At 42.2% G+C, this 25,165-nt stretch carries 23 protein-coding genes and 1 pseudogene; 12 read left to right on the top strand and 12 right to left on the bottom strand.

Features of this window, described 5'->3' with window-relative positions; all coding sequences use genetic code 11:
- Positions 1-492: 492 nt before the first annotated feature.
- Both QOS07_RS07530 and QOS07_RS07525 read right to left on the bottom strand, forming a co-directional pair.
- Positions 493-1,194: a hypothetical protein gene (locus QOS07_RS07530; RefSeq protein WP_283588356.1), complete on the bottom strand. Its 702-nt coding sequence runs from the start codon at positions 1,192-1,194 to the stop codon at positions 493-495.
- 19 nt (positions 1,195-1,213) lie between these two features.
- Positions 1,214-1,783, bottom strand: a complete 570-nt coding sequence (locus QOS07_RS07525) for a TIGR01440 family protein (protein WP_283588355.1) — start codon at positions 1,781-1,783, stop codon at positions 1,214-1,216.
- A 124-nt stretch (positions 1,784-1,907) separates the two neighbouring features.
- Here QOS07_RS07525 and QOS07_RS07520 point away from each other — a divergent pair, with 124 nt between their 5' ends.
- On the top strand, positions 1,908-2,711 hold the full coding sequence (locus QOS07_RS07520) for a Cof-type HAD-IIB family hydrolase (RefSeq protein ID WP_283588354.1): 804 nt from the start codon (positions 1,908-1,910) through the stop codon (positions 2,709-2,711).
- On the opposite strand, the gene ubiE is transcribed toward QOS07_RS07520, so the two are convergent.
- From ubiE to QOS07_RS07480, 8 genes are all read right to left on the bottom strand, one after another.
- Positions 2,712-3,422, bottom strand: coding sequence for a bifunctional demethylmenaquinone methyltransferase/2-methoxy-6-polyprenyl-1,4-benzoquinol methylase UbiE (ubiE, locus tag QOS07_RS07515; RefSeq protein WP_283588353.1), 711 nt, complete (start codon positions 3,420-3,422; stop codon positions 2,712-2,714). It lies immediately after the preceding gene.
- A 226-nt stretch (positions 3,423-3,648) separates the two neighbouring features.
- Entirely contained in the window at positions 3,649-4,383 is a 735-nt protein-coding gene (locus tag QOS07_RS07510; protein WP_283588352.1) for a LutC/YkgG family protein, read from the bottom strand.
- The gene (locus QOS07_RS07505; RefSeq protein ID WP_283588351.1) at positions 4,376-5,887 is read right to left on the bottom strand and encodes a LutB/LldF family L-lactate oxidation iron-sulfur protein; all 1,512 of its coding nucleotides are present in this window, start codon (positions 5,885-5,887) and stop codon (positions 4,376-4,378) included. The genes QOS07_RS07510 and QOS07_RS07505 overlap by 8 nt, the downstream gene beginning before the upstream one ends.
- Positions 5,888-6,697, bottom strand: coding sequence for a (Fe-S)-binding protein (locus QOS07_RS07500; protein WP_283588350.1), 810 nt, complete (start codon positions 6,695-6,697; stop codon positions 5,888-5,890).
- A 169-nt stretch (positions 6,698-6,866) separates the two neighbouring features.
- Positions 6,867-7,343, bottom strand: coding sequence for a nucleoside 2-deoxyribosyltransferase (locus QOS07_RS07495; protein ID WP_283588349.1), 477 nt, complete (start codon positions 7,341-7,343; stop codon positions 6,867-6,869).
- 45 nt (positions 7,344-7,388) lie between these two features.
- Positions 7,389-7,556 (bottom strand): hypothetical protein, encoded by a 168-nt coding sequence (locus tag QOS07_RS07490; protein ID WP_283588357.1) that lies wholly within the window; start codon positions 7,554-7,556, stop codon positions 7,389-7,391.
- A gap of 4 nt (positions 7,557-7,560) precedes the next feature.
- Positions 7,561-8,436 (bottom strand): alpha/beta hydrolase, encoded by an 876-nt coding sequence (locus tag QOS07_RS07485; RefSeq protein ID WP_283588348.1) that lies wholly within the window; start codon positions 8,434-8,436, stop codon positions 7,561-7,563.
- 41 nt (positions 8,437-8,477) lie between these two features.
- On the bottom strand, positions 8,478-10,787 hold the full coding sequence (locus tag QOS07_RS07480; protein WP_283588347.1) for a P-loop NTPase family protein: 2,310 nt from the start codon (positions 10,785-10,787) through the stop codon (positions 8,478-8,480).
- A gap of 495 nt (positions 10,788-11,282) precedes the next feature.
- On the opposite strand from QOS07_RS07480, the gene QOS07_RS07475 reads away from it, so the two are divergent.
- From QOS07_RS07475 to QOS07_RS07430, 11 genes and pseudogenes are all read left to right on the top strand, one after another.
- Positions 11,283-11,540: an MFS transporter gene (locus QOS07_RS07475; RefSeq protein ID WP_283588346.1), complete on the top strand. Its 258-nt coding sequence runs from the start codon at positions 11,283-11,285 to the stop codon at positions 11,538-11,540.
- 28 nt (positions 11,541-11,568) lie between these two features.
- Positions 11,569-12,528, top strand: coding sequence for a glycoside-pentoside-hexuronide (GPH):cation symporter (locus tag QOS07_RS07470; RefSeq protein ID WP_283588345.1), 960 nt, complete (start codon positions 11,569-11,571; stop codon positions 12,526-12,528).
- Positions 12,529-12,549: 21 nt separating this feature from the next.
- Positions 12,550-14,847, top strand: coding sequence for an alpha-xylosidase (yicI, locus tag QOS07_RS07465; protein ID WP_283588344.1), 2,298 nt, complete (start codon positions 12,550-12,552; stop codon positions 14,845-14,847).
- Between the two features lie 292 nt (positions 14,848-15,139).
- Entirely contained in the window at positions 15,140-16,051 is a 912-nt protein-coding gene (locus QOS07_RS07460; protein ID WP_283588343.1) for an AraC family transcriptional regulator, read from the top strand.
- Between the two features lie 187 nt (positions 16,052-16,238).
- Positions 16,239-17,705: an MFS transporter gene (locus QOS07_RS07455; protein WP_283588342.1), complete on the top strand. Its 1,467-nt coding sequence runs from the start codon at positions 16,239-16,241 to the stop codon at positions 17,703-17,705.
- Between the two features lie 43 nt (positions 17,706-17,748).
- On the top strand, positions 17,749-19,791 hold the full coding sequence (locus QOS07_RS07450) for a right-handed parallel beta-helix repeat-containing protein (RefSeq protein WP_283588341.1): 2,043 nt from the start codon (positions 17,749-17,751) through the stop codon (positions 19,789-19,791).
- A 98-nt stretch (positions 19,792-19,889) separates the two neighbouring features.
- Positions 19,890-21,059, top strand: coding sequence for an ROK family transcriptional regulator (locus QOS07_RS07445; protein ID WP_283588340.1), 1,170 nt, complete (start codon positions 19,890-19,892; stop codon positions 21,057-21,059).
- A 149-nt stretch (positions 21,060-21,208) separates the two neighbouring features.
- Positions 21,209-21,994 (top strand): annotated as a pseudogene (locus tag QOS07_RS07440) (DMT family transporter); the annotation flags it as partial.
- A gap of 148 nt (positions 21,995-22,142) precedes the next feature.
- Complete coding sequence (locus tag QOS07_RS07435) at positions 22,143-22,424, top strand: hypothetical protein (protein ID WP_283588338.1); 282 nt, start codon at positions 22,143-22,145, stop codon at positions 22,422-22,424.
- Between the two features lie 394 nt (positions 22,425-22,818).
- Positions 22,819-23,247 (top strand): Rpn family recombination-promoting nuclease/putative transposase, encoded by a 429-nt coding sequence (locus tag QOS07_RS09615; protein WP_408613351.1) that lies wholly within the window; start codon positions 22,819-22,821, stop codon positions 23,245-23,247.
- On the top strand, positions 23,244-23,438 hold the full coding sequence (locus tag QOS07_RS07430; RefSeq protein ID WP_283588337.1) for a hypothetical protein: 195 nt from the start codon (positions 23,244-23,246) through the stop codon (positions 23,436-23,438). Before QOS07_RS09615 ends, QOS07_RS07430 begins: the two co-directional genes overlap by 4 nt.
- Before the next feature lie 188 nt (positions 23,439-23,626).
- On the opposite strand, the gene QOS07_RS09580 is transcribed toward QOS07_RS07430, so the two are convergent.
- Together QOS07_RS09580 and QOS07_RS09575 are read right to left on the bottom strand one after the other, a co-directional pair.
- On the bottom strand, positions 23,627-24,247 hold the full coding sequence (locus QOS07_RS09580; RefSeq protein WP_326521330.1) for an MFS transporter: 621 nt from the start codon (positions 24,245-24,247) through the stop codon (positions 23,627-23,629).
- 116 nt (positions 24,248-24,363) lie between these two features.
- A complete protein-coding gene (locus QOS07_RS09575) occupies positions 24,364-24,819 on the bottom strand; it encodes an MFS transporter (RefSeq protein ID WP_326521329.1) in 456 nt (151 codons plus the stop codon).
- Between the last annotated feature and the right edge of the window lie 346 nt (positions 24,820-25,165).

Genomic DNA, 25,165 nt, shown 5'->3' with positions numbered 1-25,165 from the left:
TACCTGATGTCACGCCGAATGGCGTTTTTGCATTTACCACCAATTAGGTGGCTAACTTCATTCTATAATCCACCTTGTAATTTCTGTTAAGTGACATTTTTTTAATTTATTAGCAAGCCCTGTTAAAGACTGTAAGAAATTATTTTGAATGAATTTGGAACTATATTTATCATGCAATTTCACTACAAAACGCTGTGATTGAGCCTTTCTTAATAAAATTAAAATAATTGATAGATACTATTTGACTTTGCTTCTAATAATCATATAATAAGTGTGTTAGGTAGTTTATGGATTTGCTACTTAACTCCCCCAGAATCTAAATAATACTCTTCCCTAGAAACCATTTGAGTGTTACTTAGTGTGAGACCTCCCTATCTCACGACAAAGTGGTCGAGAAATTTTCTCGGCTGCTTTTTTCATTTAACGGCTTTTATAGGCTACAAAAATAGCCACTAACGTTCACCATTTTCTGGTAAAGGTTAGTGGCTTGTTTTATTGATTAGCCGTATTAGTGGCATTGCTACGGGCTGTTTGGTTAGCCGCGGTAGTCTGAGAATTACGGTTGCTTGTAACTGTAGTTGATTGTGAGCTGGATGATGAAGAGACTGGCTGGCTACTGCTAATGCTGCTACTAGTTGAAACATCTGCAGTTGTAGCAGTATTGTCCCGAACAATTAAATTCTTTGAAATCTTTTTGGATCCACGACGGGCAATTACCTTGTACGGGCCTGAAGTGTCTAAATTCACTACCTTGGTTACAGTGCCAGAACCAGCTGGTGCAGTGAAACTAGCGTACTTTTCGCCCGTATTCCGCCCTTCAATCGTCACCTTTGCACCGGCAGAAACAGTAATTTTAAGATGGACGGAACCGTCACTATCCATCGTTACATCGTTTCGAAAACTGAGCTTCAGTGGTGTTTGCTCAGGTGCCGTTGTCTTAGTTGGCTTGCTAGCGCTAGGTTTTTTCACAACTCGTGGCTTTTCACTAACATTCGTTGACGTCGTAAAGTGTAAATAGCCGGCACCACCAATACCGACAATAAAGGCAATTGCCAGTATCCAGTTGATAACGACGCTCCCCCGAGAAACAATTTCATTTCCGCGCTTAATCTTTGCAATTTGACGGAGAAATTTAATTATAAACAGGATTAACGCTACTGCCGCAACAATCAACAAAGTATTAACTAAATTCATTATATCCACCTATCATTAATTATTTTTCATCAAACGGGTCCCATTCGTATTTTGCCCGTGGCCCCCCAATATATTTCGGCCGTGAACGCAAGTAGGTAGTATGTGCATGACCAATTTCCGTTACTGATGTCCGAGCTGGTACTTGAACAAACTTTACTTGCATCCCAATTGAAGTGTCACCAATATCCATCCCTGCTTCTGCCTGGATATGTTCAACTTCAACCGGGTCATCCATGTTTTCAAAGGCAGCAATTTGTCCCGCACCACCGGCATGAACTTGTGGGTAAACCATCACGATTTCAAGTCCCCGTTCCTTTGCCAGTGAACGTTCGACAACTAGTGCCCGGTTAAGGTGTTGACAGCCCTGAACAGCAAGGTGAATGCCGAGTGGCTTAATTGTTTCGATGATCGTTTTAATGATAGCACGGCCAATCTCAATACTTGGAAACTTACCAATTTCCTTGCCTTGAACTTCGCTGGTACTTAATCCAACTGCTAAAACATCCCCCTGGCTTAAATTAGCCTGCTTGAGCAGTTCAGAAAGCCCGCGCTTGGTCTGCTGTTTAATCGTATTAATATCAGTAGTCATATTAACCCCTCCCTTGTTACATTTAACAGTGTAGCATTTTTTAGCCAGCACTAATCATTTTTTTAGCAATTCAGCGAATAAAATTGCTTTGCTATAATTTAGTTGTAAAGGAGAGTGGTAAACGATGAACTATAAATACATTGCTGTCGACGTGGATGGCACCCTTTTAGACGACCATGATAACTTTGACCATCAACGACTTGCCCAGGATATTGAGTTCCTTGGCCAAGTGGGCATTACCTTCATTATTGCTAGTGGGAATAGTGTTGATGCTCTCCACTCACTTTTTGGGGATGACCTTGTTAATAACTTTGTCGCTGAAAATGGTGGCCGGATTATTTTCAATGGTCGTGAAATATTAGGCCACCCGCATAACAGGTCCGTAATCAGCAACTTATTTGATTTTGCAAACCAGCTCCCTCACGTTGACCTGATGTCTGCTTCGGGAAGCAGTCAAACTTATATTCCACGGGAATTTTCGGCAGTTCCGGTCCCCTTTTATCCCCACCATGCATACTTTGACCAATTAGACCAAGTTCGTGAGCAAATATATAATGTTAATTTCAGTTGGCACCAGCAGCGGTTAGCGCAAGACAAGATTAACGCGATTGTTGAAAGAATCAACCAGCAGTTTCCGGAAGTTAACGCAACTTATAGTGGTGCTTACGGGATTGATATCCTTCCCCGCGGAGTTAATAAAGCTGCGGGATTACAGAGCTTTGTTAAAAATAATGGTGGCAGTCTTGCAGAAGTAGTCGCACTTGGTGATACATCAAATGATATCGAAATGGTTCAAGCTGCGGGCCTGGGCATTGCAATGGCCAATGCTACCACTGACCTTAAACAGGTGGCCGACCGGATAACAGCGGCTGATAATGACCATGACGGTGCGTTAAAAGAGATTGAACAGTTATTCAAACTGGTTTAACTACTTGTGACCAAGGTGGAGAGCACCGGCACCCCAGTTAAGCTTTTGATAACTGCAATCGCTAAAGCCCACTTCCTGCATCATTTCTAAAAGCTTATTTGCGGGGATAAAGTTCTGGGCCGTCTCCTTGAGGTACTGGTAATCCTTCACATCGGCGCCAAAAACGCGTGCAAACTGTGGAAACAATTTAAAGTATGTCTTCCAGCCTAGTTTAACAACTGGATTTGTCGGCTGTGACATTTCTAGGCAACCAAACTGACCACCCCGTTTAAGAACCCGGTAAATTTCCGTTAGGACTTGCTTAGCATCGGGAACATTTCGTAAGCCAAAGCCAATGGTAACGATATCAAACGAGTTATCCGAAAATGGCAAATGCATTGCGTCGGCTTGGACAAGTTCGATGTCCTTGCTAAGATCTAGCTGGCGAAATTTCCTATCGGCAATTGCTAACATTTCCTGGTTAAAATCGAGTCCAATTACCCGTCCACTAGGACCTGCTTGACGGGCAAGACTAATTGTCAGATCACCGGTACCACAGCAAAGATCGAGACAGTCCATTCCTCGCTTGACCTTAACTTGCTTAAAGAGTTCAGTCCGCCAGTGCTTCTGGGTACCAAGGCTAATCACATTGTTCATCAAGTCATATTTACCAGCAACTCGGCTAAACATCTGATTTACTTCTTTTTCTGAATGGTGGTTAGTAAGAGTCATTCTTTGTCCTCCTTTTTTATCATTATACAAAAGAAGGGCCCGTGACAAAACTTGGTCTTGTCACAGACCCTTCTTTTAGCTCCGAATATTACAGAGATATCGCGTGCCACAAACCAGGGCCTTAGTGTCTACCTACGGACAATTGCTAGCCCGTTCCCGTGCTAACGATTGTCCTATGCTGGCCATCAGACCCTAATCGGGTTGTGGCACAGCTTCTTCTTGTTAATTAAAGATCTTCAACTACCAAATAAGTACATTCGACTGGGCCATGAACACCGACAACTAATTCCATTTCGATATCGCCTGAGTTTGACGGACCGGAAATGAAGTTAATTGCAGAGGTTGAAAGCCCCCCCGCGAACCGCTCATCATATTTTTCAACAGCTTGACGAGTAGACCGAACTAATCCACTCTTCGGTACAATCAATAGTAAGCGCGTTGGTAAGTAGACAAAGCCCCGGCCCTGAGCAGCGCTGTTAGTTACTGTCACCGTTCCAGTGGATGCAACCAGGTAGTCACCAAAGCCAACGGCAAGGTCAGCATCATTAGCGTTCTTTTCATTAGTCATCCGGCCGTAATCACTTGACCAGGTAGCAACATTCTCAACACCAGTGTTGCCAGCCCATTGGTCAAGCTTAAATTTTGACCATTCATCAGCTGAAACACTTGGTAAAATCAGGTTTTTAACTTTCTTATCCTGAGCATACTGATGAAGGTAATCAGCTAGGTCACTACTCTTCTTGACCACTACTTCTGCATTAACTGATTCGCTGTTCTTTACCGCAATGTCAAATAATTCATCAGGATCCTTATCTGCAAGCAGTTCATCAGGGAGCTGGTTTAACGGTTTAAACGGGTTATCTTTCAGTTGGTGCCGTTTACGACCACTAGCCTTTTCCAGGTGGTTGAGAAATGCTTCTCGATTTTCCTTACTATTCGCCTTTTCTAGTAAACTACTCATCTGCTTGACCTTCTTCCTTCTTTACGGCTGGTGCGGCATCAACTGGCTGGTGGTGCTTGTACCAGTGACGGAAGTTTTCTTTTGCCTTTACGGGACGTGGTACATCACGGGTATCAATCCAGCCATGGATTAACTTTGGTACCGCTTTTGGTACATAGTCGATCTTGCCACCATCATACATTGGCTCAACCGAATTTGGTCCGCCCTCATTAAAGAGCTTCGTTCCAGGGTGCGCCATCTTCATTGCAGAGCCAAACAGGAATGGAGAATCAGTACCAACCCCCACCATTTTTAGGATTAAGTTAGTCATGGAATGGTCGAGGTGCTTGTCATCCATTTCAACGATCCGGTGCTCCCGAATCAAGTGTTGGAGAGGGATCTTTACTGGACAGGTTTCCGTGCAAGCAGCACAAAGTGAACAAGCATACGGCAAATCCTTAAAGTGTTCATAACCACCAAGAATTGGGGAAAGAACTTCACCAAGTGGGCCAGGATAGATTGAGCCATACCCTTTCCCACCAACTTGCCGGTATACCGGGCAGACATTCATGCAGGCACCACAACGAATACACTGGAGAATTGGTTCAAATTCAGTTCCCAGTGCCTTTGACCGCCCATCATCAACGATTACAACCCAGAAATCATCAGGGCCATCCAGTTCGCCGTCTTTTTTCTTACCGGTGAATGTGCAATAGGTAGTTAACTTTTGACCAACCGCACTCCGGGCAAGCATGTTATCCAAGACTTCAGCTTCCTTCATGCTTGGAACAATCCGTTCCATCCCCATTACTACGACCTGGGTCTTTGGGATTGCCATGGTAATGTCGGCATTCCCTTCGTTGGTATCCAAGTTGATCATTCCATTATTGGCAATGGCAAAGTTGCAACCAGTAATCCCAAAATCAGCCTTCATGAAGAAGCGGCGTAAGTAGCCACGAACAAAACGCGCTTCATGTTGCGGGTCATTATCACCATCGTAGCCGAGCTTTTGAAATTCTTCTTGGATTTGGTCCCGGTTCTTATGCAAGGTTGGGAAAACAATGTGGGTTGGTTCATCCCAGTTATCCTCTTGCAAAATAAATTCAGCCAGGTCACTCTCCAGCAGGTTGACGCCGGGGATGGATTTCAATGTTTTGTCGAGGTTGATTTCGGTAGTTACCATTGATTTAGACTTAACAATGTTTTTAGCTTTTTTAGCAATGGCAAGTTCCTTGATAAAGTTGTGGGCTTCATTTTCATCCTTGGCAAAGAAAACATGGCCACCCTGTTGTTCAACATTGTCGGCAAATTCTTCCAGGTAATCTGGCAGGTATTTGAGAACGTGCTGACGAATTTGCTCAGCGAGGTCTCGCCATTCATTCCAGTTACCGAGTTCACGCCGGGAAGCAGTCCGCTTTATAAATTGTGCATCTTGTGCCTTGGCAACGGCAGCTCGCATGAACTTGTCAGATTCTGCGTCGATAATTCGTTCTTTATATGGTTTATCACTTGTTGAAATACTCAATTAAAACACCCCTTCCCCATTAGCCGGTACCACGGCTTCGTCGGTATCCTTAATGTATTTAATCCGCCGGGGGTCAACATTATGGTTTAGCACTTCTGCAATGTGCATTACCTTAATGTGTTCACCATGCCGGTTCATGTAGCCGGCGATATTCATTAGGCAGGAGGTTTCCATTCCAACAAGGATGTCGGCCTTTGTGTCCATGATATTCTTCGCCTTGTCTGCCACCATGGCGGTTGACAATTCTGGTTGTTTAGCAGAGAAAGTACCACCAAATCCGCAGCAGAGCTGGACGTTATGTAGTGGAACTCGCTTGAGATCCTTAACGTGGTCCAAAAGTACGTACGGGGCAGTTCGTTCACCTAGCAGACGCGTCATGTGACATGAACGGTGAACAGTGACCGTGGCATCGAGTTCAGCACCGCAGTCAATTATACCGAGCACGCGATAAATGAATTGGGTAAATTCATAAATCTTATTAGCGACTTTTTCGGCCCGTGGTCCATAAACCGGATCATCTTTAAGGATATCTTTGTATTCCTTAATCATAAAAACACAAGAACCGGTTGGACCGACAATGTAGTCGGCATCAATACTTAAGAGCGCATCAATTTCGTTCTTGAAAGTCTTTAATGACCCCTTTGCATAGCCACTATTGTAAGTTGGCTGCCCACAGCAAACCTGCTTATCTGGTAAAAAGGTCTGACACCCTAGACGTTCAAGCACTTCAACCATTGACTTACCAACGTTTGGAAACAGTAGATCAACTAAGCATGATGAAAAAATACATACCCGTGGTTGGTTTTTCATAATAAACACCCAGCTAAATATCTTAGTTGAGTTTCCTCCCTTCGTCATCTATCACTTTATCAACTGTTTATATTGTAAGCGTTTTAAGGTAGGCTGTCAATTTACGAATTAAAAGAATAATATAAAAAAGGGTTATGGTGAACTATTTCACACATAACCCTTGCTTTGTCTAGTAGACACTTCCGTCGTAGAAATTGTAAGCTGGCTTATTAAAATCAAACTTAGCGAGCTCCGACATCTTGATAAAATTATCAGCAATGCCCCATGACATTAGGTTGATTGGCTTACCGTAATCTTCATCGGGGATGACGACGCAGATATACTTGCCTAACGCCCGAGCCATTCCTAGTTCGACCCCCATACCAACGTCCTCTTCTTCTGGAATGTAGATCGCTAATAACATGTCAGAGGTTGAGACACCAACCCGATCACCATTATACGTAGCGGTTGCCCATTCCTTGTCCTCAAGTAACTCAGGATGTTCATCGACCCGAAGACCCTTATACTGGTGCTGGAGAGGAACGTATGAATTTTCAACATCGATTGTTGGATTAGCAGTGATTGCACTCATTGCATCCTTGTACGCCTTATTTTGCTTGTCAGAAAACCAACCTGCACAGAAGTAGACGGTCTTGCTTTTTACCATGGTTTAACTTCTCCTTTTTATTAGTTATGCAAATTCTACCATAACTTATTTACTAATTGTATTGAGAGTTCGTGTCACTAATTGCTTGGCGGCAGCGGAAACCGTCAAGTTATGCTGCTGGGCGTATTCCTGCAGTTTCTCATAGGTTTTCAGGTCATCTGGGCCCCGCCAGATAATGCCGGTAACTTGACCGTGTTCTTTATGCAGTGTCATTAAATCATTCCTTTTTCCACAGCTGGTCGACAATATAGTTAAGGGTTTCTTGCTGGTCATGTAACTGGCTGTGAGTAGTATTTTCATAAATTTTCTGGTGATATTTAATCGTTGGATGATCCTTAATCAAGGAACGGAGCATTTCAGATTGAATATGTGGGACCTCACCATCAGTATTGGCAGCCCCTTTTTTTCTTCCCATAATATTGTAGACAGTGAGGTGGTAATTTGGTTGCCACTTAGCCATCTGTTTCCGAAGACGGATAAAATTCTTGTCATGTGAGTGGTTGATCAAGTGGTACTGATAGTGCAGGCGAGCGGCTAAGCTTTCTTCCACTGGAACACCCAGGAAAATTAATTTCTTGAGTCGTAATTTTTCCTGCAGTGTTGGCGAACTCATATAGGCGTGCATAAACTCAGTGCCACCATATGAATGGGCGATGACATTAACCTTATGCAGGTGGTAATGCTTTTGCAAGTAATTAAGAACCTTACTAAGTTGTTTAACCTGTGGGTGGAAGGTTTGGTCATAGTTCCAATCGTACAAGACCTGGATCAGCGGATTCTTTTGCTGCTTATCAAGGTGGCCAGCCACCCGGATGCCGCCCCAGGGTGAAACCCACACTGTTAATACCTTTTGGGCAAGATGCTCGTCTTGGTAGTAGTTAATTAATTTATTATAAGTGATCGTATTACCACCCCAGCCGGGAATCAAAATTGTTGGGGTTGAACGATAGATAGTATCCGAACGGTAATCGCTAGCTTGCAGGGCCTTACCAGGGGTACCACGTAGTAAGAATAGCTGGACCCCTGCACCAATAACGAGGAGGATTACCAAGCAAGCTAAGATAATCTTTAACAACTTTTTGATTGTAACCATCCCTTTATTAAACTAATCCTAAAGAAGGGATTGGTCTAGAATTAACCGAAGAGTCGAGCCCAAAAGCCCTTCTTCTTTGGCTTAGCTGGCTTTTCAGCCTTAGTTTCATCCTTTGCGGCAGTATTTTCAGTGGCTGGTTCATCCTTTGCGTATGGGTTTCGTTCACCAATCCACTTGAAGAAGTCTGGCGCTTTGATTTCCAAAAACTTGCCGCGCTTACCATTGATTCCATCAACACAGAGTTCAATTGGCAATGCATTACGGTACTTCTCAATACTATCTGCGGCAAAGCCATTAAAGGTATTAAGCTTTGAAATATCGAATAACAGGCTATCATCTTGCTCACGGTATTTAAAATCATCTTCTTGAGTGAGGTAAAGCTTGGCCCAAGTATTACGTGAACTTTCATTGAAGTCATCACAGATTTTATCGGAGAAGTAAGCTGGGATTTCCATCCCCGCCATTTTGTAATACTCCTTAAAGAGGTTTCGTGTGTTGGCAAGGAAGTCAAGTCGACCGGTTTCCTTATCAAAGGAACGCCATGCAGTGTCGTCATCTTCTAACAATGTTGCCATCCGCATTGCAAAGTCCTTAAAGAGCGTGTTGTTTAAGGTTTGACGAACGTTATAGATGTAACGGTTAGCCTCCCCCTTTAGCTTTTCATCAATTACTTTATCGATTTGAAGGTAGTATGTCCGTCGCGCAGTTTCGCGTAACATTGTAAAACCGGAATCATAATTGGTGGTGCCGATTAATGGTGCAATCGCCCGCGGGTTATTTACAACCTCGTTCATTGTATCAACAACCAGGTGCCGGCTATATTGATCTTGTTGGAAGAAATATGGCTCGATTTCATCCAGTAATACCGGATATGAAGAACCTTCCTTCATATAATGTTCAATTGCCTCAACCGTCTTTGTCTTTTTCTGTGCAACGTCAGTTGGGTAAATTGTACCAAAATCGATTAGGGAACGGTCCGTATTCCAGGTCAACTGGTTGATAATTCGAAGCAAAGTCGATTTACCGGAACCAGCAGTTGCACCCAGAATTAAGAAGTTCGGGACATCATTACCATCTTCAGGGTTTAAGCTTGACTTGGTTCTGATTTCCCACAAGAACGGAGCAGTAAATGCATATAAAATTGCTTCATAGAAACGTTTGCCGTAATTATCGTTATAGTCAACGACGTACCGCTGGTAACCCTTCATTACATCATCGATACTCTTTAAACTATCCCGAATTTGACTGATAGTTGCTAATTTACCAAACGGAATCGGGTGGGTACCAGCATCATTAGGGACATAAAGTCCACTATTGTTATTAACCAGGTTCCGCTCCATTGGCCGGTCGTAAAGGAAAGTCGTGTACTTTTTCTCCGCTGACCGTTGCTGGGGGGTCATCCCACTTACCAGCGCTTCCTTAACTTGCTGGTAGATCTTTTCCCTTGATTTAATCTTCGGCTTTGCAGCCCGTGGTGAAACCGAAGTCTTTTGCAGGTTATAAATAGTATCATGCTGCTTGGTATCCCGTTCAATTGCTTCCTTTGTTTGTGAACGGTCCATCGTCACATTCCGCATTGCAATCGTAGTATCGGTAGGAATAATTGAACTATCAATCTGCTGTTGGACATCATGATTGATAATGTCAGTCATATCATCGGCAGCAACCTGGTCCGTTGTATCGTTATCTAAAATCACAACGTTATTGCCACTGGTCTTACTATCCTTTGCACTTTCATCGAGCTGTTTTTGCGCCGCTTTTAGCAGGTTGTCACTAAAGAATGGCCGCAAAACCGGCTTAATATCCTTTTTAAAATGTTCTGACAAGTTGTCAAACAAGGCCTTGTCATTATCAAAGATTAGCACTTCACCATACCGGTTGCCGTCATTTTCAAAAGAAGCACTATCAAGGTTGATGCTTCCGAGTATTACCCGGCAATCCCCTGTATCTTCGTTACTTAATAAGTAAAAGCGGGAATAGATTGCTTGGACAGGAGCATATTCAAATTTGAACAACCCGTTTAAGACATTTGACTGGTTGCCACTAGTTAATCCCTCAAAAATTTTTGCTGGCTTTTTATTTGCAACATCAAGTAAGGCATTGGTTAAGGCAACCTTGGTAATTACTTCTTCGGCTGTCTTTACCTTTTCAGCGTTTCTTGCACCGATAACAACTTCTGCTTGGATAAACTTACTCAAGTAGCGATTAATGAAATCAGCCTCAACATTACCAGTGATTGCAGTAAAACGGTTAAAACGGCGTGCATCAAAGAGCTGGTTAATCTTTAGCGGCGGCGTTTTTTGGCCATTAAACACAATGTGTAATTTAGTTAAATCCGGTTCACTTGTCATACTAATTCCTTTTCTTTCTATATTAAGTGATAATTAATTTTATTTTCGTTGATTTACTATTATTTTGCAACCCTTTTGCGACTAGGCAGTTTAATTTTAGGAATATCGTTACCGTTTTACGAGGTAAGTCTATTTACTAGACAAATTTCTTTAAAAATTATTCTTATGCAGGAAATCAGGTTAGCTGTATATTTATTAGCATTAAACTTATTATTTTATTTATATAAAAGCAAAATTTAGATAGCCAGACAAAATTAAGCGTTTACATTTGAGACTACTGGTGCTATCTTTAGTTTGTTCGTAAGTTAGACTAACTTACTTGCAATTATTTAACTAAGGATGTGTATCGAAATGAATAATTCGGCAACTGCCAACGCTGATGTCCGTCTTCCCTGGCGTCAGAAGTTTGGCTGGGCTACTGGTGATTTTGCCTAAAACCTTATTTACACCACTATTTCTACTTACTTGTTATTCTTCTACACTAATGTGTATGGTTTGCCTGCTGCTGATGCTGCAACCATGTTTCTGATTGTCCGCTTAATCGATGCGATCAACGACCCGATTGTTGGTACCTTTATCGATAAGCACACGACGCGCTTTGGTAAGTACCGTGGATACCTTCTGTACATGGGAATCCCACTTGCGATTATGGCGATCCTTTGTTTCCACGTTCCTAACTTTAGCCAAATGGGTAAGCTTATCTACGCTTACGTCACCTACGTTGGCCTTTCCGTAATCTACACAACGGTTTAACGTCCCTTATGGTTCCTTAAACGCCGCAATGACCCGGAACAACAAGGAATTAGTTTCCATGTCTTCAATCCGGATGGTGTTAGCTAACCTTGGTTCATTAGCTGTCAGCTTTGGTGTGCCAATCTTTGTTAAGCTCTTCTCTGGTGGTCACTACTCTGGTACTGCCTCACAAACCGGTTGGTTCTTAACCATGATTCTTTACGGTATAGCCGGTGCCCTGGTACTAGTATTTTGCTTCAGCCAATCGGTCGAACGGATTCACATGCCTTCTGATACTGAAGCGTCAGTTAAGGTTTCTGACTTATTCCACCAGTTGAAGGTTAACCAGCCATTACGGACCCTGGCAATCTTCTTTATCATTACCTTTGGATTGATGTCCATCGTTAATTCCGTTGGTGCTTATTACATGACTTACAACGCACACAATGCCGGATTAATGCAATGGTACAACCTGCTTGGTACCCTACCAGCATTTATTACGGTTCCATTAACTCCATGGTTAAACCGTAAGATTGGTACGCAAGCCCTGATGCAAGGAAGTCTATTTGTGACGGTAATTGGTTTCTTAATCATGTTCCTCGTTCCCGCAACCAACATTACTTGGACCTTCATTGGTCGGACGATCGAAGCTGCTGGGATCACCCTTTCAACTGGTTTTCAGTGGGCATTGGTTCCCCAAACGATTACTTATGGTGAATGGAAGACTGGTAAACGGGAAAATGGGATTGTTAACGCAATCGTCGGTTTCTTCTTCAAGTTTGGGATGGCTCTCGGTGGAGTTGTTCCAGGATACGTATTAGCTGCATTTGGTTTCGTTGCTAACCACAGTCAAACAGCTCATAGCTTATTTGGTATCCGGATGGTTACAACGATCATCCCAATTATTGTTACTGTCCTGGCCATGATTATCTTTGCCTTCTACCACCTGACTGATGAAAAGGTTGAAGAAATGAATGCTGAAATTGCTGCACGGAATCAAGAAAATTAACTTAGAAAGGATTGTTGATTAATGAAGTTTACAAATGGTTACTGGCTGAATAAACCAGAATATCAAATTAACCATCCAGAAGAATCTTTTACTGCTGAAACTGATGGCAAACGCGAAATGAATATCTTTGCGCCCTACAAGCGGATTAATAACCGTGGTAATGAATTAAATATTGGGATGTCAACCATCAAACTGACCTCCCCACTTGAGGACGTAATTGGCGTGAAGTTAACCCACTTTGACCAGAATTCAAAGACGCCTTCATTTAAACTGACTGACCACCAGCCAGCAGTTGAAATGAAGGTAACCGATGATTTAGCCAGTTACCAAAGTGGTCGTCTTCAAGTTAACCTCCCCCTTCATGACGAATTTTCAATGAGCTTTAATGCCGACGGGAAGGAAATTACCGCCTCCCGTTACCGTGCACAAGGCGAAATTACCAATGTTAAGAACCACAAGCACTACATGCGGGAACAGCTTTCCTTAGGTGTTGATTCCCACGTCTATGGTCTTGGTGAACGTTTTGGAAATTTCGTTAAGAATGGTCAAGAGGTACGGACCATTAATAAGGACGGGGGTACTGGGTCTGATCAGGCGTACAAGAACGTTCCTTTCTATATTACTGATGATGGTTACGGTGTTTTCGTTAACCAACCAGAACCGGTTGATTTTGAAATTGCGTCTGAAAATATTGACCGGGTTCAATTCAGCATTGAAGGTGAATCGCTGGAATACTTTGTGATCTATGGACCGACTCCCCAAGAAATCCTGCACAAGTATACTGAATTAACTGGTAAGATCCAGTTGCCACCTGCCTGGTCCTTTGGCTTGTGGCTCACTACTTCATTCTTAACCGACTACAGTGAAAAGACGGTAATGAAGTTTATCAACGGGATGGAAGAACGTCATATTCCGTTGGATGTCTTCCACTTCGATTGCTTCTGGCAACGTGACTTTGAATGGAGTAACCTCACCTGGAATAATGATGAGTTCCCTGACCCCAAAGGACTGATTAAGGAAATCCATAAAAAAGGGATCAAAGTTTGCGTTTGGATTAACCCTTACATTGCTCAGAAGAGTGAAATGTTTAAGGAAGGTAAAGAAAAAGGGTACCTTGTTAAACGTACTGACGGTAATGTTTGGCAGTGGGATTTGTGGCAAGCCGGCAATGGCTTTATCGACTTTACTAACCCGGCTGCTGTTAAGTGGTACCAAGGTAAACTAAAAGTTCTTCTTGACATGGGGGTTGACTGTTTCAAGACTGACTTTGGTGAACGGATCCCAATCGAAGATGCCGTTTACTTTGATGGCTCTGACCCTAAACGGGAGCATAATTTCTATACTTACCAGTACAATAAGGCAACCTTTGACGTAATTGCCGAGGAACGTGGCCGTGAAGATGCGGTAGTCTTTGCACGGTCTGCAACTGTTGGCTCCCAGCAATTCCCAGTTCATTGGGGTGGTGATTGTCTGTCAACCTTTAAGTCAATGTCTGATACCCTTCACGGTGGACTCTCATTCCTGAGTTCTGGTTTTGGCTTTTGGAGCCATGATATTGGTGGCTTTGAAGACGGTCCTGATACCCCTACTGCCGATCTTTACAAGCGCTGGACTCAATTTGGGTTACTATCATCGCATAGTCGTTACCATGGTAGCGATGTTTATCGGGTTCCATGGAACTTTGATGAAGAAGCGGTTGTTAATACTCGTAAGTACGTCAACTTAAAACTATCATTGATGCCGTACCTCTACACCCAGGCTGCCCACAGCGCCGCCTATGGGAATCCATTGATGCGGCCAATGTGGTTTGAGTTTGGTGATGACTTCAATACTCATACCATTGCTAACCAGTATATGTTCGGTAGCCAAATCCTAATTGCACCAGTATTTAACCCCGAAGGAAATGTGCACTTCTACCTTCCTGCTGGTAAGTGGACAAGCATTGTTCAGGATGGTGAAAGTTACGATATTCCTGAGGGTGGCAAGTGGTCTAACCAGCACTACAATGAACTGAACCTGCCAGTCTTAGTTCGTGATAATACCATCCTACTGATGCATCAGAATCCAGAGCATGCTGATTATGATTATACCAAGGATGTCGAGATTCACCTCTTCGATATGCATGAAGGTACAACTACGATTAGTGTGGTTAACCATGACGGTAAGGATGCTGGCAAGGTAACTGTACAGCGTAATGGTAATAAGTTCACCGTTTCAGTTGACGGCTTAAGTGGTAATTTGCCAGTCATTGTTCATGAAAATAGTCAAATTGTTGCTAAAACAACAATTAAAGGCGGTGATGTGACCGTCGAAGTTTAATCCCCCAAAAATAAAAAACACAATATATCCTGAATAGTAGCGGTAGCAGAAATAGGTTTGCTACCGCTACTGTTAGTTTAAAATCTATATTAACTATGCGCCAATTATAATGACTTTTACCCAGTAAATTGCAACATATTTGGCTAAATGTTCATCATAAAATAACAAACTGTATTTTAAATAAAAGTCATAAATTGACAAATTATAGTTATGAATAGAACTAACAGTGCTATTCTTTAAATTAGATAATAAATAGTAAGGGTTTCCATTGTTAAACTAAGGAGGGGCGATAATGCAGAATTTTATTTCTATTCCGACAATCGAGTCTGGATTGTATATGTTCGGCGGGCACAAGCATACTGTCAATGGTAGCTGGTCCTTCTTTGAACAGCGCCACCAAGTGTTTGAACTAATGGTAATCACGGCTGGTCACCAGATCACAGAAATTCGCGACCAGGCTCCCTTTGATATTGGCCCTGGTGATGCAATTATTATTGCGCCTGGTGTTTATCATACTAATCGGAATGCCAGTTCTACTAAAAAGATGACTTATATGTGCCTGCATTTTGACTTTGAAGATACGCAAATTCGGTCGCAAATAATTGGTTTGGTCTCCAACAAGCCATACGCTGCCGATACGCAGCTAGCAAAATTGTCTTACCAAATGTTAAATAAGATCATTGGGCTAAGCCGCGATCGTGACCAGCAAAATGAATTTGACACGCAGGTAGGCATTGAGATTGTCCTCCTCACCTACCTGCGTGACCTTAACACGTTAATGAGCAAGATTGACCATAAGCACAACATGCCATACTCGAATAAGGAGACTAAGATCGGCCGTGAAATCGTAATGGCGATTGAAAACCGGGTTAATAATGATGATCGTGACCCTTCCTTTAGCTTTGGCGACATCTGCAAAGAGCTAGCAATCAGCAGCGGATATGGCCACCGGGTTTTTAAGAAGGTTTATGGTATTACCCCACTCCACTTCATTGACCGTGAAAAATATAAGAAGGCGCAACGATTGCTGGAATACTCCGGCAATTCGATTGAAGAGATTGCCTATATGACCGGCGCAGCTAATATTTCGATCTTTAGCAAGCAGTTTAAGAAGTGGTCTGGCTACACACCGAGTGAATACCGCAAGCAAGGTACCCACAAACGCTCTGTTCGATCCAAAAACCGGGTAGGCTATTTTGAGTGAGTAATTAACAATTGAATATGATTATTAAAAGGTCATAAATTGACAAATACTTGTCAACTTATGGCCTATTCTTATCTCTTGCAACCGCATACAATTAAAACTGTTAGCGAAGCAGTTACTCCGTTAATGCAACTAACTTGCTAGCATACAGGATATGCTATTGTTTTTTTATGAAGGGATGATAGATATGGAAAAGGCACCTACTGAAAAAGTAGATGAGTTCGCGAAATTATCTTGGCGCGAACGGATTTGTTACGGTGCTGGGGATTTAGCACAAAACTTGATCTTCGGTACAATTGGTTCAATGTTGCTGTTCTATTTGACAACGGTTTTCGGTATTTCAGCAGTTGCTGGGGCTACAATCTTCCTAATTGTTCGGTGGATTAACGTTTTCTGGGACCCATGGGTTGGGACCGTAGTTGATAAGAGTCATTTCAAGCACGGTGGTAAGTACCGGCCATTCTTAATTTACTTTGGTATTCCACTGACTATTTGCTGTGCATTATTATTCTTACCAATTCCAGCGGTCCATGGAAACGTTATTTATGCATTTATTACATATCTTGCTACTGCGTTAATCTATTCATTTGTTAATATTCCATATGGATCATTAAATGCTTCTTTAACGCGTGATAATGATGAAGTGTCAACGTTGACAACTGTTCGGATGACGGAAGCTAATATAGGTAATCTTTTGGTTTACACCTTCTTGCCGTTATTTGTTCAATTAGCTTCTCCTGCTAAGCAGCTGAAGAGTATTGGGATGTTTGGAATTAAGCTGAATTTAGGTAACTATGCATCCCCACACGCAGCAGGTGCCTACTTTAAGGTTATGAGCATCTACATGATTATCGGTTTTATCATGCTGCTTTGCACGTATTTTGGTATTAAGGAACGTGTTTTACCAACAAAGAAAGAAACTGCTTCTGTTAAATTTTCTGATTTATGGAATGAATTAATCAATAACAAGCCATTGCAGATTTTAGGTTGGTTCTTCCTGTTTGGCTTTACCTTTATGTTCTTTGGCAACACTGTATGGCCATTCTACCTTCAATATAATATTGGCCACTCTGAATGGAACGCTTCTATCAGTTTAATTGGATCAATTCCAGGTATTTTCTTAGTATTCTTATGGCCATTAGTTCGTAAGACTATTGGTAAAAAGGGTTTCTTCTACCTATTCTTAGGAATCTTTATTGTCGGAACATTAATTTTGTGGGTATGGTCATTCCCAGCATTTAAGAATAATATTGCGCTTGGTTACGTTGGTGGATTTGTTAAGTCATGGGGAATTTCTGCTGCTACTGGTTACATGTGGTCACTGGTTCCTGAAGTTATTTCTTATGGTGAGTGGCACTCCAAGAAGCGTGTTGCCGGGATTATTAACTCAATCATGGGCCTATTTTTCAAGATTGGGTTAGCTCTTGGTGGTATTATTCCTGGTTACATCAATGCATTCTGTCACTTTAATGGTAATGCTGCCTCCCAACCAAAGTCTGCTTTAACTGGTATTTCAGTTTCAATGATTTGGATTCCAATTGTTTTGGCACTGGTTGCAATGTGGATTATGAGCAAGTACCCACTGAGTGATCCTGAAGTTGACAAGATCAACCACGAAATCGAAAATAAGCGTAAACAACAAGCAAACAATTAATTCTTTTTGAAATGATAACATTGATATTGAAAGGAAGATTTCAATGAATATTTACGTTGATATTAACGCCCCATTTGCCGGCGAAGGTACTCAAGACCATCCTTTCCGGTCAATCCAAGCAGCGGCTGATATTGCCAAACCCGGTGATACGGTTTTAGTTGCTCCTGGTATTTACCGGGAAAATGTTGATCCTAAGCATGCTGGGACCGCTGATGCCCGCATTACCTACAAGTCAACTGAACCACTTGGTGCCGTTATTACAGGTGCCGAGAAGGTTGATAACTGGGAAAATGTTGATGGCACTGTTTGGAAAGTAAACATTCCAAACAGTATCTTTGGCGATTACAACCCTTACACTACCCGGGTTGCTGGTGACTGGTTTGATGCACGGATCGTTGCACACACTGGTGAAGTTTACTTAAACGATGTTGCTTTATACGAAGTCAACACCATTGATGAAGTAAAGAACCCGGTTAAGAACGAAAAGTCATGGTACCCTGAACGAACTGTTTACACCTGGTATGCTGAACAAGACGAAGCTACTGATTCAACAGTTATTTGTGCAAACTTCCAAGGTAAGAATCCAAATAAAGAAAATGTTGAAATTAACGTACGTGAAAACTGCTTCTATCCACAACAAGAAGGAATCAGTTACATTACCTTGAGTGGCTTTGGTGTAACCAAGGCTGCCACCCAATGGGCTCCACCGACGGCTTACCAAGAAGGGATGATCGGCCCTCACTGGTCCAAAGGCTGGATTATTGAAGACTGTGACGTCTCCCATTCTAAGTGTTCTGGGATCTCATTAGGGAAGTATCTGCAACCAAACAACAATAATAAGTGGTCCAAGTGGAAGTACAAGGATGGGACACAGACTGAACGTGATGCTATCTGCCAAGCTTCCTACGAAGGTTGGGATAAGGAACACGTTGGTTCACACTTGATTCGTCGCAACCACATCCATGATTGTGGCCAAACGGGGATTGTTGGTCACCTCGGTGGTGTCTTCTCAACAATTGAGGACAACGATATTCATGATATCAATGTTCGTCAAAACCTTGCTGGTGCTGAAATTGGTGGTATTAAGATGCACGCTGCAATTGATGTTACCTACCGTCACAACCACATCCACCACTGTACACGTGGTCTCTGGCTTGACTGGCAAGCACAAGGTACCCGGGTTACCCAAAATATCTTTGACCATAACAGTCTGCCAAATGACTTTAAGGTTACCAAGGATAACTTTGATGACGTTATGAGTGGTTTAGGTGAAGATATTTGGATCGAAGTTTCATTTGGCCCTACTTTGATTGATAACAACCTCTTCCTTTCCGAACGGTCAATCCGTTTTGCTGCCCAAGGTGTTGCATTTGTTCACAATTTGATTGCCGGGAGCTTTACTGCTACTGGTCGTGGGACCGACAATAACTCCGTCAACTTGCCATCTAACCGGTTTACTCCTTACCATGAGATTCATGGTACTAAGGTAATGGGCTTTATGACCATTCAACACGGGGACAACAAGTTCTACAACAATATCTTTGTCCAACAAAAGCTTCGTCCAGAAATGCAAAAGATTGCTGATGCAAAGAAGGATGAACCAGATGACTGGGACGATTACAACTTTGTCGTTGGGACTAAGCCATTTAGTGACTACCCAACCTTTGAAGAATGGGATAAGCAGTTTGATGGTTATTGTGGTATTTATGCACCAAACAGTGACCACTACTACAACCACCTTCCGGTTTGGTCCGCTGGTAACATTTACTTGAATGGTGCTGAAGCTACGGCTAAGGAAGAAAATCCTTATGTTGATTCCAAGGACCAAGTTGAATTGTCACTAGAAAAGCGCAATGACGGTTTGTACTTGAAGACCAACCTTTATGACTTTGTTCCTGCAAAAACTGATGGTGTTATCTCCACTAAGAAGATTGCCATGGCCTTTGAACCGGAAGAAAAGTATGAAAATCCTGATGGTACGCCAATCGTCTTTAACCATGACTTCTTTGGCAACCACCGTGATGGAGTGAAAGTCACCGCTGGTCCATTTGCCAATAGTAAGTCTGTCGAAAACAAGTTATTCTAACTTCATTCGCCCCTTATATAACAGAGTGAAGAAATAAGAGCCACTGGTATGTTATTATTACCAATGGCTCTTTTATTATGATTTGGGAGTGAGAATCAATGGGAAAATCAGCGGGAAGAAACTTAGACCGTCTTACCCACTTAAAAAAAGTTAAACAACAACTTTTTAACAATGCAGCAATTTCACGCGCGGAAATTGCGCGGAATACTGGTCTCCATAAGTCAACAGTAACATCCCTCTTTAATGAATTAGACCAGCAGGGATTGGTGCAGCACCTTGGCCGTGGGGATTCGACCGAGAGCGGTGGCCGTAAGCCTGAATTATATACCTTCAATACTCAATATGGTTATGTTGCTTGCTTTAACATCACTTATGACCATTTGTACGCGATGTTTTTATATGTTGATGGACAGGAAATTAGTTTTAACCGTTTTACAGTTGAAAAACGTGAAGCGAATGTTTTGATCAAGATCATTAATCGTGAGTTGCGAAAACAAGAAAAAAATGATAATACCGAAAACGGCTTACTGGGAATCAGTATCTCAATTCACGCAGTGGTTGACCAAAATAAGATTATCCACTCCCCCTACTATGACTTTGGTCAACTCGACCTCTGCGATTACTTTGCAGAACACTACCAGGTACCGGTACTGTTGGGAAATGAAGCAAACCTAGCAGCAATTTATGAACGAGACTATGCCCGGGCAAAGAGTCCAGCAAACTTTATTGTTCTTAGTATTCACCGTGGCCCAGGGATCGGTGTAATTGCTAATTCAAAGTTATTCAGTGGCTTCCACGGGATGGTTGGTGAACTAGGAAGTGTACAAAAGCGCAATGGCAAAGGAAGTTTTGAAGAGGTTGGTGATTACTTATCAGCTGACTTCTTACTAGATAATATTTGCCAGGCAATAGCAATTGACAGCAATGTCGATTATGGAACATTGGATAAACTTGTTAGTAAAAACGAGGACAGGTTAACAGGGTTAATAGATGAGTTTGTAGTTAATGCAGCTAAAGTTATTTTCAATTTAAAAATGTTGTACGGACCAGAAGAAATTTTCATCAATGCCCCGTTAATTGAACAGGTTGAACTACTTAAAGCAAAATTAAAAAAGCAATGTATTGAGAATCATGTTGACATTCCAGTCACAATCATTAAAGGTTCACAATATGTCTCCCTTCTTGGCGCTGGTGCCGCAATTATCCGTAAGGTAGTGGACCTTAAGGATGTTAATTTAGTCTTTCAATGGTCGCGGGGTATTGGCTAATTACTTGAGATGACTACAGCAGCTCTTTGTCATTGTGGTAGTAATGTATTTAATATGCTTTACCTAAAATTAGCAGATATAGGCATTGTCCTGATTTATGACTCCTTTCATCTCAGTTATTATTAGACCAAGATGAAAGGAGTTATCTTATGAATTCAAAATTGGCTTCACGAGGACAACTGTGGGGAGTTGAGCTCAACCTCATCTCGTTGCTCTTTAGCAGCATCAGTCCAGTCCTCAACAAATTTTCGTTAACGAGCTTAACGCCAGTTGTCGGCGGAATCTTTACCAGTATCTTTGCAGCTTTCTTTGTCTTTTGCACAATATTAATTACCCGTAATCCAATTTCCTTTACGGCGCTAAAGAATCCTTGGTTATGGCTTCTTGGTGGAACCAACGCAATTGGTATTATTCTCCAATACGTTGCTCTTTCTTTACTGAGCCCTATTACCGTTACATTAATTGCAAGAATGTATTTGGTATATGTCTTTGTTCTTTCGTACATTTTTTTACGTGAAAGAATTGAAAAGTGGGACTACCTGGCAATTATCCTTTGCATCGTGGGATCCTTCTTAATCTCTGGCGGTCGACTTCAACTAAGTGATAATGGCTGGGGGATTATTTGCGCCTTTATTTACCCACTAATGTATGCCGCAAATAATATTACGGCAAAGCACTTGGTATCTGATACCCACCCAAGTAACGTACTTTTCTATAACCACACGACTTCAGCTATCTTATTATTAGTGTTTGCCATTGCTTCTGGAACTTCATTTAAGGGAATTTCTGGACAAGCAGTTGCTTTCAACTTTGGCGGAGCATTTTTCAATGGTTTCATGTCCCTCTTACTTTTCTATACCAGCCTAAAATTCATTTCTGCCGGTAAGGCAAATATTGTACGGGCGTTTGGTCCAGTAATTGTGATTATTTATTCCCCCGTTAAGGATGATACCATTGGTCTATAGCAAACAGCCTAATAAAAAAAGCACCCACAGTTGTGAGCACTTTCTCCGTGTAACCGTACCACAATACAAGATTTTCGTTAAGCTAGCTGGTTTGCCTAGCTCTCCGAGCACAGATGGGATGCCGGGACCAGAAGGCTTTAAGGTCCCTGATGCCGCCTTTGAGCGTTTTGCCAAGCAAAAAGAAGCGCTACACGCTACCGACCAAGTAATCGCGGCGCTTCCTGAAGTTAGCCAAACCGTTCTCCGCGGACTAATCGAAGGACTCCCCGAGCACACCATCGCGTACCAGTGTAGGTATGGTCATAGTCAATACTACCAAAAAATACGACCACACGCACTTTATCTTTTTGCACTGTACTATCCACTCGAGCATTTTGACGAGAAGGATACGCCAGCGTAACTAACAAAAGTACCTCAATCACGAGGTGCTTTTTATTTTGTTCTGATTTTATACACGTGACACGGTGTGACATGGATGTGACATCTTCTTCTAACCGCATCACGGTAACTTATTGAATATACACACTCTATCGGAAAATATGCGTATATTATACATTTTGTTTTTAACCCTCAAAACACTGTTAAATCAGCCGAAACGCTTACTCTCGCTTACCTTTGGGCCACCCGTCCGGTTGAATAATCAATATCGATATTTCTCTGCACATTCTGCACGAGAACGTTACGAATGATCTAAGCCTCACAGCCGTAAGGCGTATATTATAAGTGCTCCAAATCTGCTCCAATAGGCTCTAATTTTTGACATTTTGCAAGTCGTTTATGCATAAAGGACTTTAGTGGTTACCTGTTGGACCAATTTTGCTCTTTTTACAAATACAGATCGGCAGACTAAGGACGTCCGTCTGGATATCCTCGTTCGCGACAAAGACAATCGTATCTATAACATCGAAATGCAGCTCGCTGACCAGGATAATCTTGGTAGGAGAATGCGTTACTACTTATCTAAGGTTGACGCGCACTACACATTAGAAAAAAACGAGTCCTACAATGACTTAAAAGAAACTTACATCATCTTTCTGTGTAATTTTGATTATCCTGGGCAAAGCCGCCTGCGTTACGTTTTCCACGAGTACGAAGACCAGGACAGGTCACTAATGTTGCCAGCTAATTCGGCGAACCCATTAGCGGTAGCAAGCACTTTGACTATGCACAGCAGAAAATTAAAGAGATCAATGATAACCCGCAAAGGAGGGCGCAGATCATGAATTACGAAACCAAATTACTGGAACGTCAACAGTTGGGAAAAAAGCAAGGTATAACTGAGACGGTCAACAGCACTATTGAACAGCTCAAAGCTGCTGGAAATGACGAGCAAGAGACTTATTGCTTCATTCAAAAATTAAACACTGGCTTAAGTGATGACACCCTTCACGAAATGGTGGATCAGTATTACTAATATTCTAAATATCTAAGAAACAACAGTGGCCTCTAGCATTCAGCATTACCAGAACGTTAGAGGTCATTGTTGTATACTATTCACTTTTCAACAATCATTATGGATTAATTATTCTGACAATTAGTGTTGTAACTATTCATTGGGTAGTGATGATGGTTGCGGTGATTAGTACCCTGACGTAATTCCACCTAGATCTGTTCCAACGTATTCCCCTGCGTTTCTGGAACCACCTCAAAAGCAAAGACCCAGGACAATACATTACAGGTAATGAAGAAGGCAAATGTCCCGACTCCACTCCAGTGATTGACCATGATTGGAAAGACAAAGCCAACCGTGAAGTTCGCCAGCCAGAGACAAAAGGTGGAAATGCCCATCCCCAATCCCCGCAGACTTTGGGGAAAGATCTCGGACCTCAGAACCCAAGTTGTCGGCGAAATACATGACTGAAAGAACGCTAGAAAACTCATGGTTAGCAGAATGACGACATATGGTAAGATCACGTTCTGATTCAAAAAGGTAATTGCTAACGTGAGTAAAAACATTGAACTGACGGTTCCAATAATTCCGACGAGTAACATTTTGCGTCGCTCAACCGTGTACATCATTTTCATCCCGGCAATTGTGGTAATAAAAGATGTCCACCCGTTACCAATATTAGCAATTAGCGGCGCCTGGTGGCCAAAGCCAACCTTCATCAAAATACTGATCCCGTAGTACATCATAATATTGATACCAACAAACTGTTGAACAATTCCTAAACCAAAGCCAATCATCACTGCCGGATCCACGGTTGAGTCAGGTCGTCCCAATCTACCTGCCGCTGGCCCTGGTTTTGCCGCAATGCAGTTTTAACACTGTCAAATTCTTGAAGACTTTCCCGCCGGCTTGAACGGAGTGGGGCTAACACCCTCAACGCTGCCGTGCGTTACCCCTTCATTGCTAGCCAACGCGGTGACTCAGGAACATGCCACATTCCTAGAAATAGCATTACAGACGGGATCATCCCAAAAGCAATCATGTAACGCCAAATATTACCGACATGAGGAAACAATGATCCCAAGAGAGCATTGACGGTAAACGCCAGAAGTTGTCCACCAGTAATCATCAATTGATTCTGAGCGACTAACCTGCCCCGTGTTGAAGCGGTCGCAATTTCTGCTAAGTAGGCCGGTACAATGACGGAAGCCCAACCAACTACCAAGCCGAGTAAGAAGCGAAAAATAATCATCAAAATGGCATTGGGTGCTAACAAGCAGAAAAGGGTTCCACTAAAAAAGATGACCGATAAAGCAATCAGTAAACGTTTCCGCCCATAACGGTCGGCTAATTTACCAGCCATTAACGCCCCAAGAGCAGCTCCCAGGGTAATGCCCGATGTCACAAGCCCCTCTTCAGAAGGAGTGAGATTTATTTGTTATGGCGAGGCCATGTATGGAATGGCACCATTGATCACTCCCGTATCTACCCCGAAAAGCAATCCGCCTAATGTTACTACTAACGCAATCTTTCTTAATTGTCTTCCTGTATGACCACTAATAAAATATTATTCTTCTTTTATAAATTAATAACAAAAAACACCCCAATTATTAACTAATCGAGGTGTCCATTTTGGAGTGAAATGATTCCGCTCCTGCATTTAATAACATTATTATAAGGCAGATTGTAAAATTTAAGTTGAACATTTAAGTGGACAGAAAAACCCATCAAGGTCTTTAATGGTGTTACCA

Source organism: Limosilactobacillus viscerum (assembly GCF_947387525.1).
Lineage (GTDB): Bacteria > Bacillota > Bacilli > Lactobacillales > Lactobacillaceae > Limosilactobacillus > Limosilactobacillus viscerum.
The sequence above is the reverse complement of the archived record's forward strand: the minus strand, read 5'-3'. Positions and strand labels throughout refer to the sequence as shown.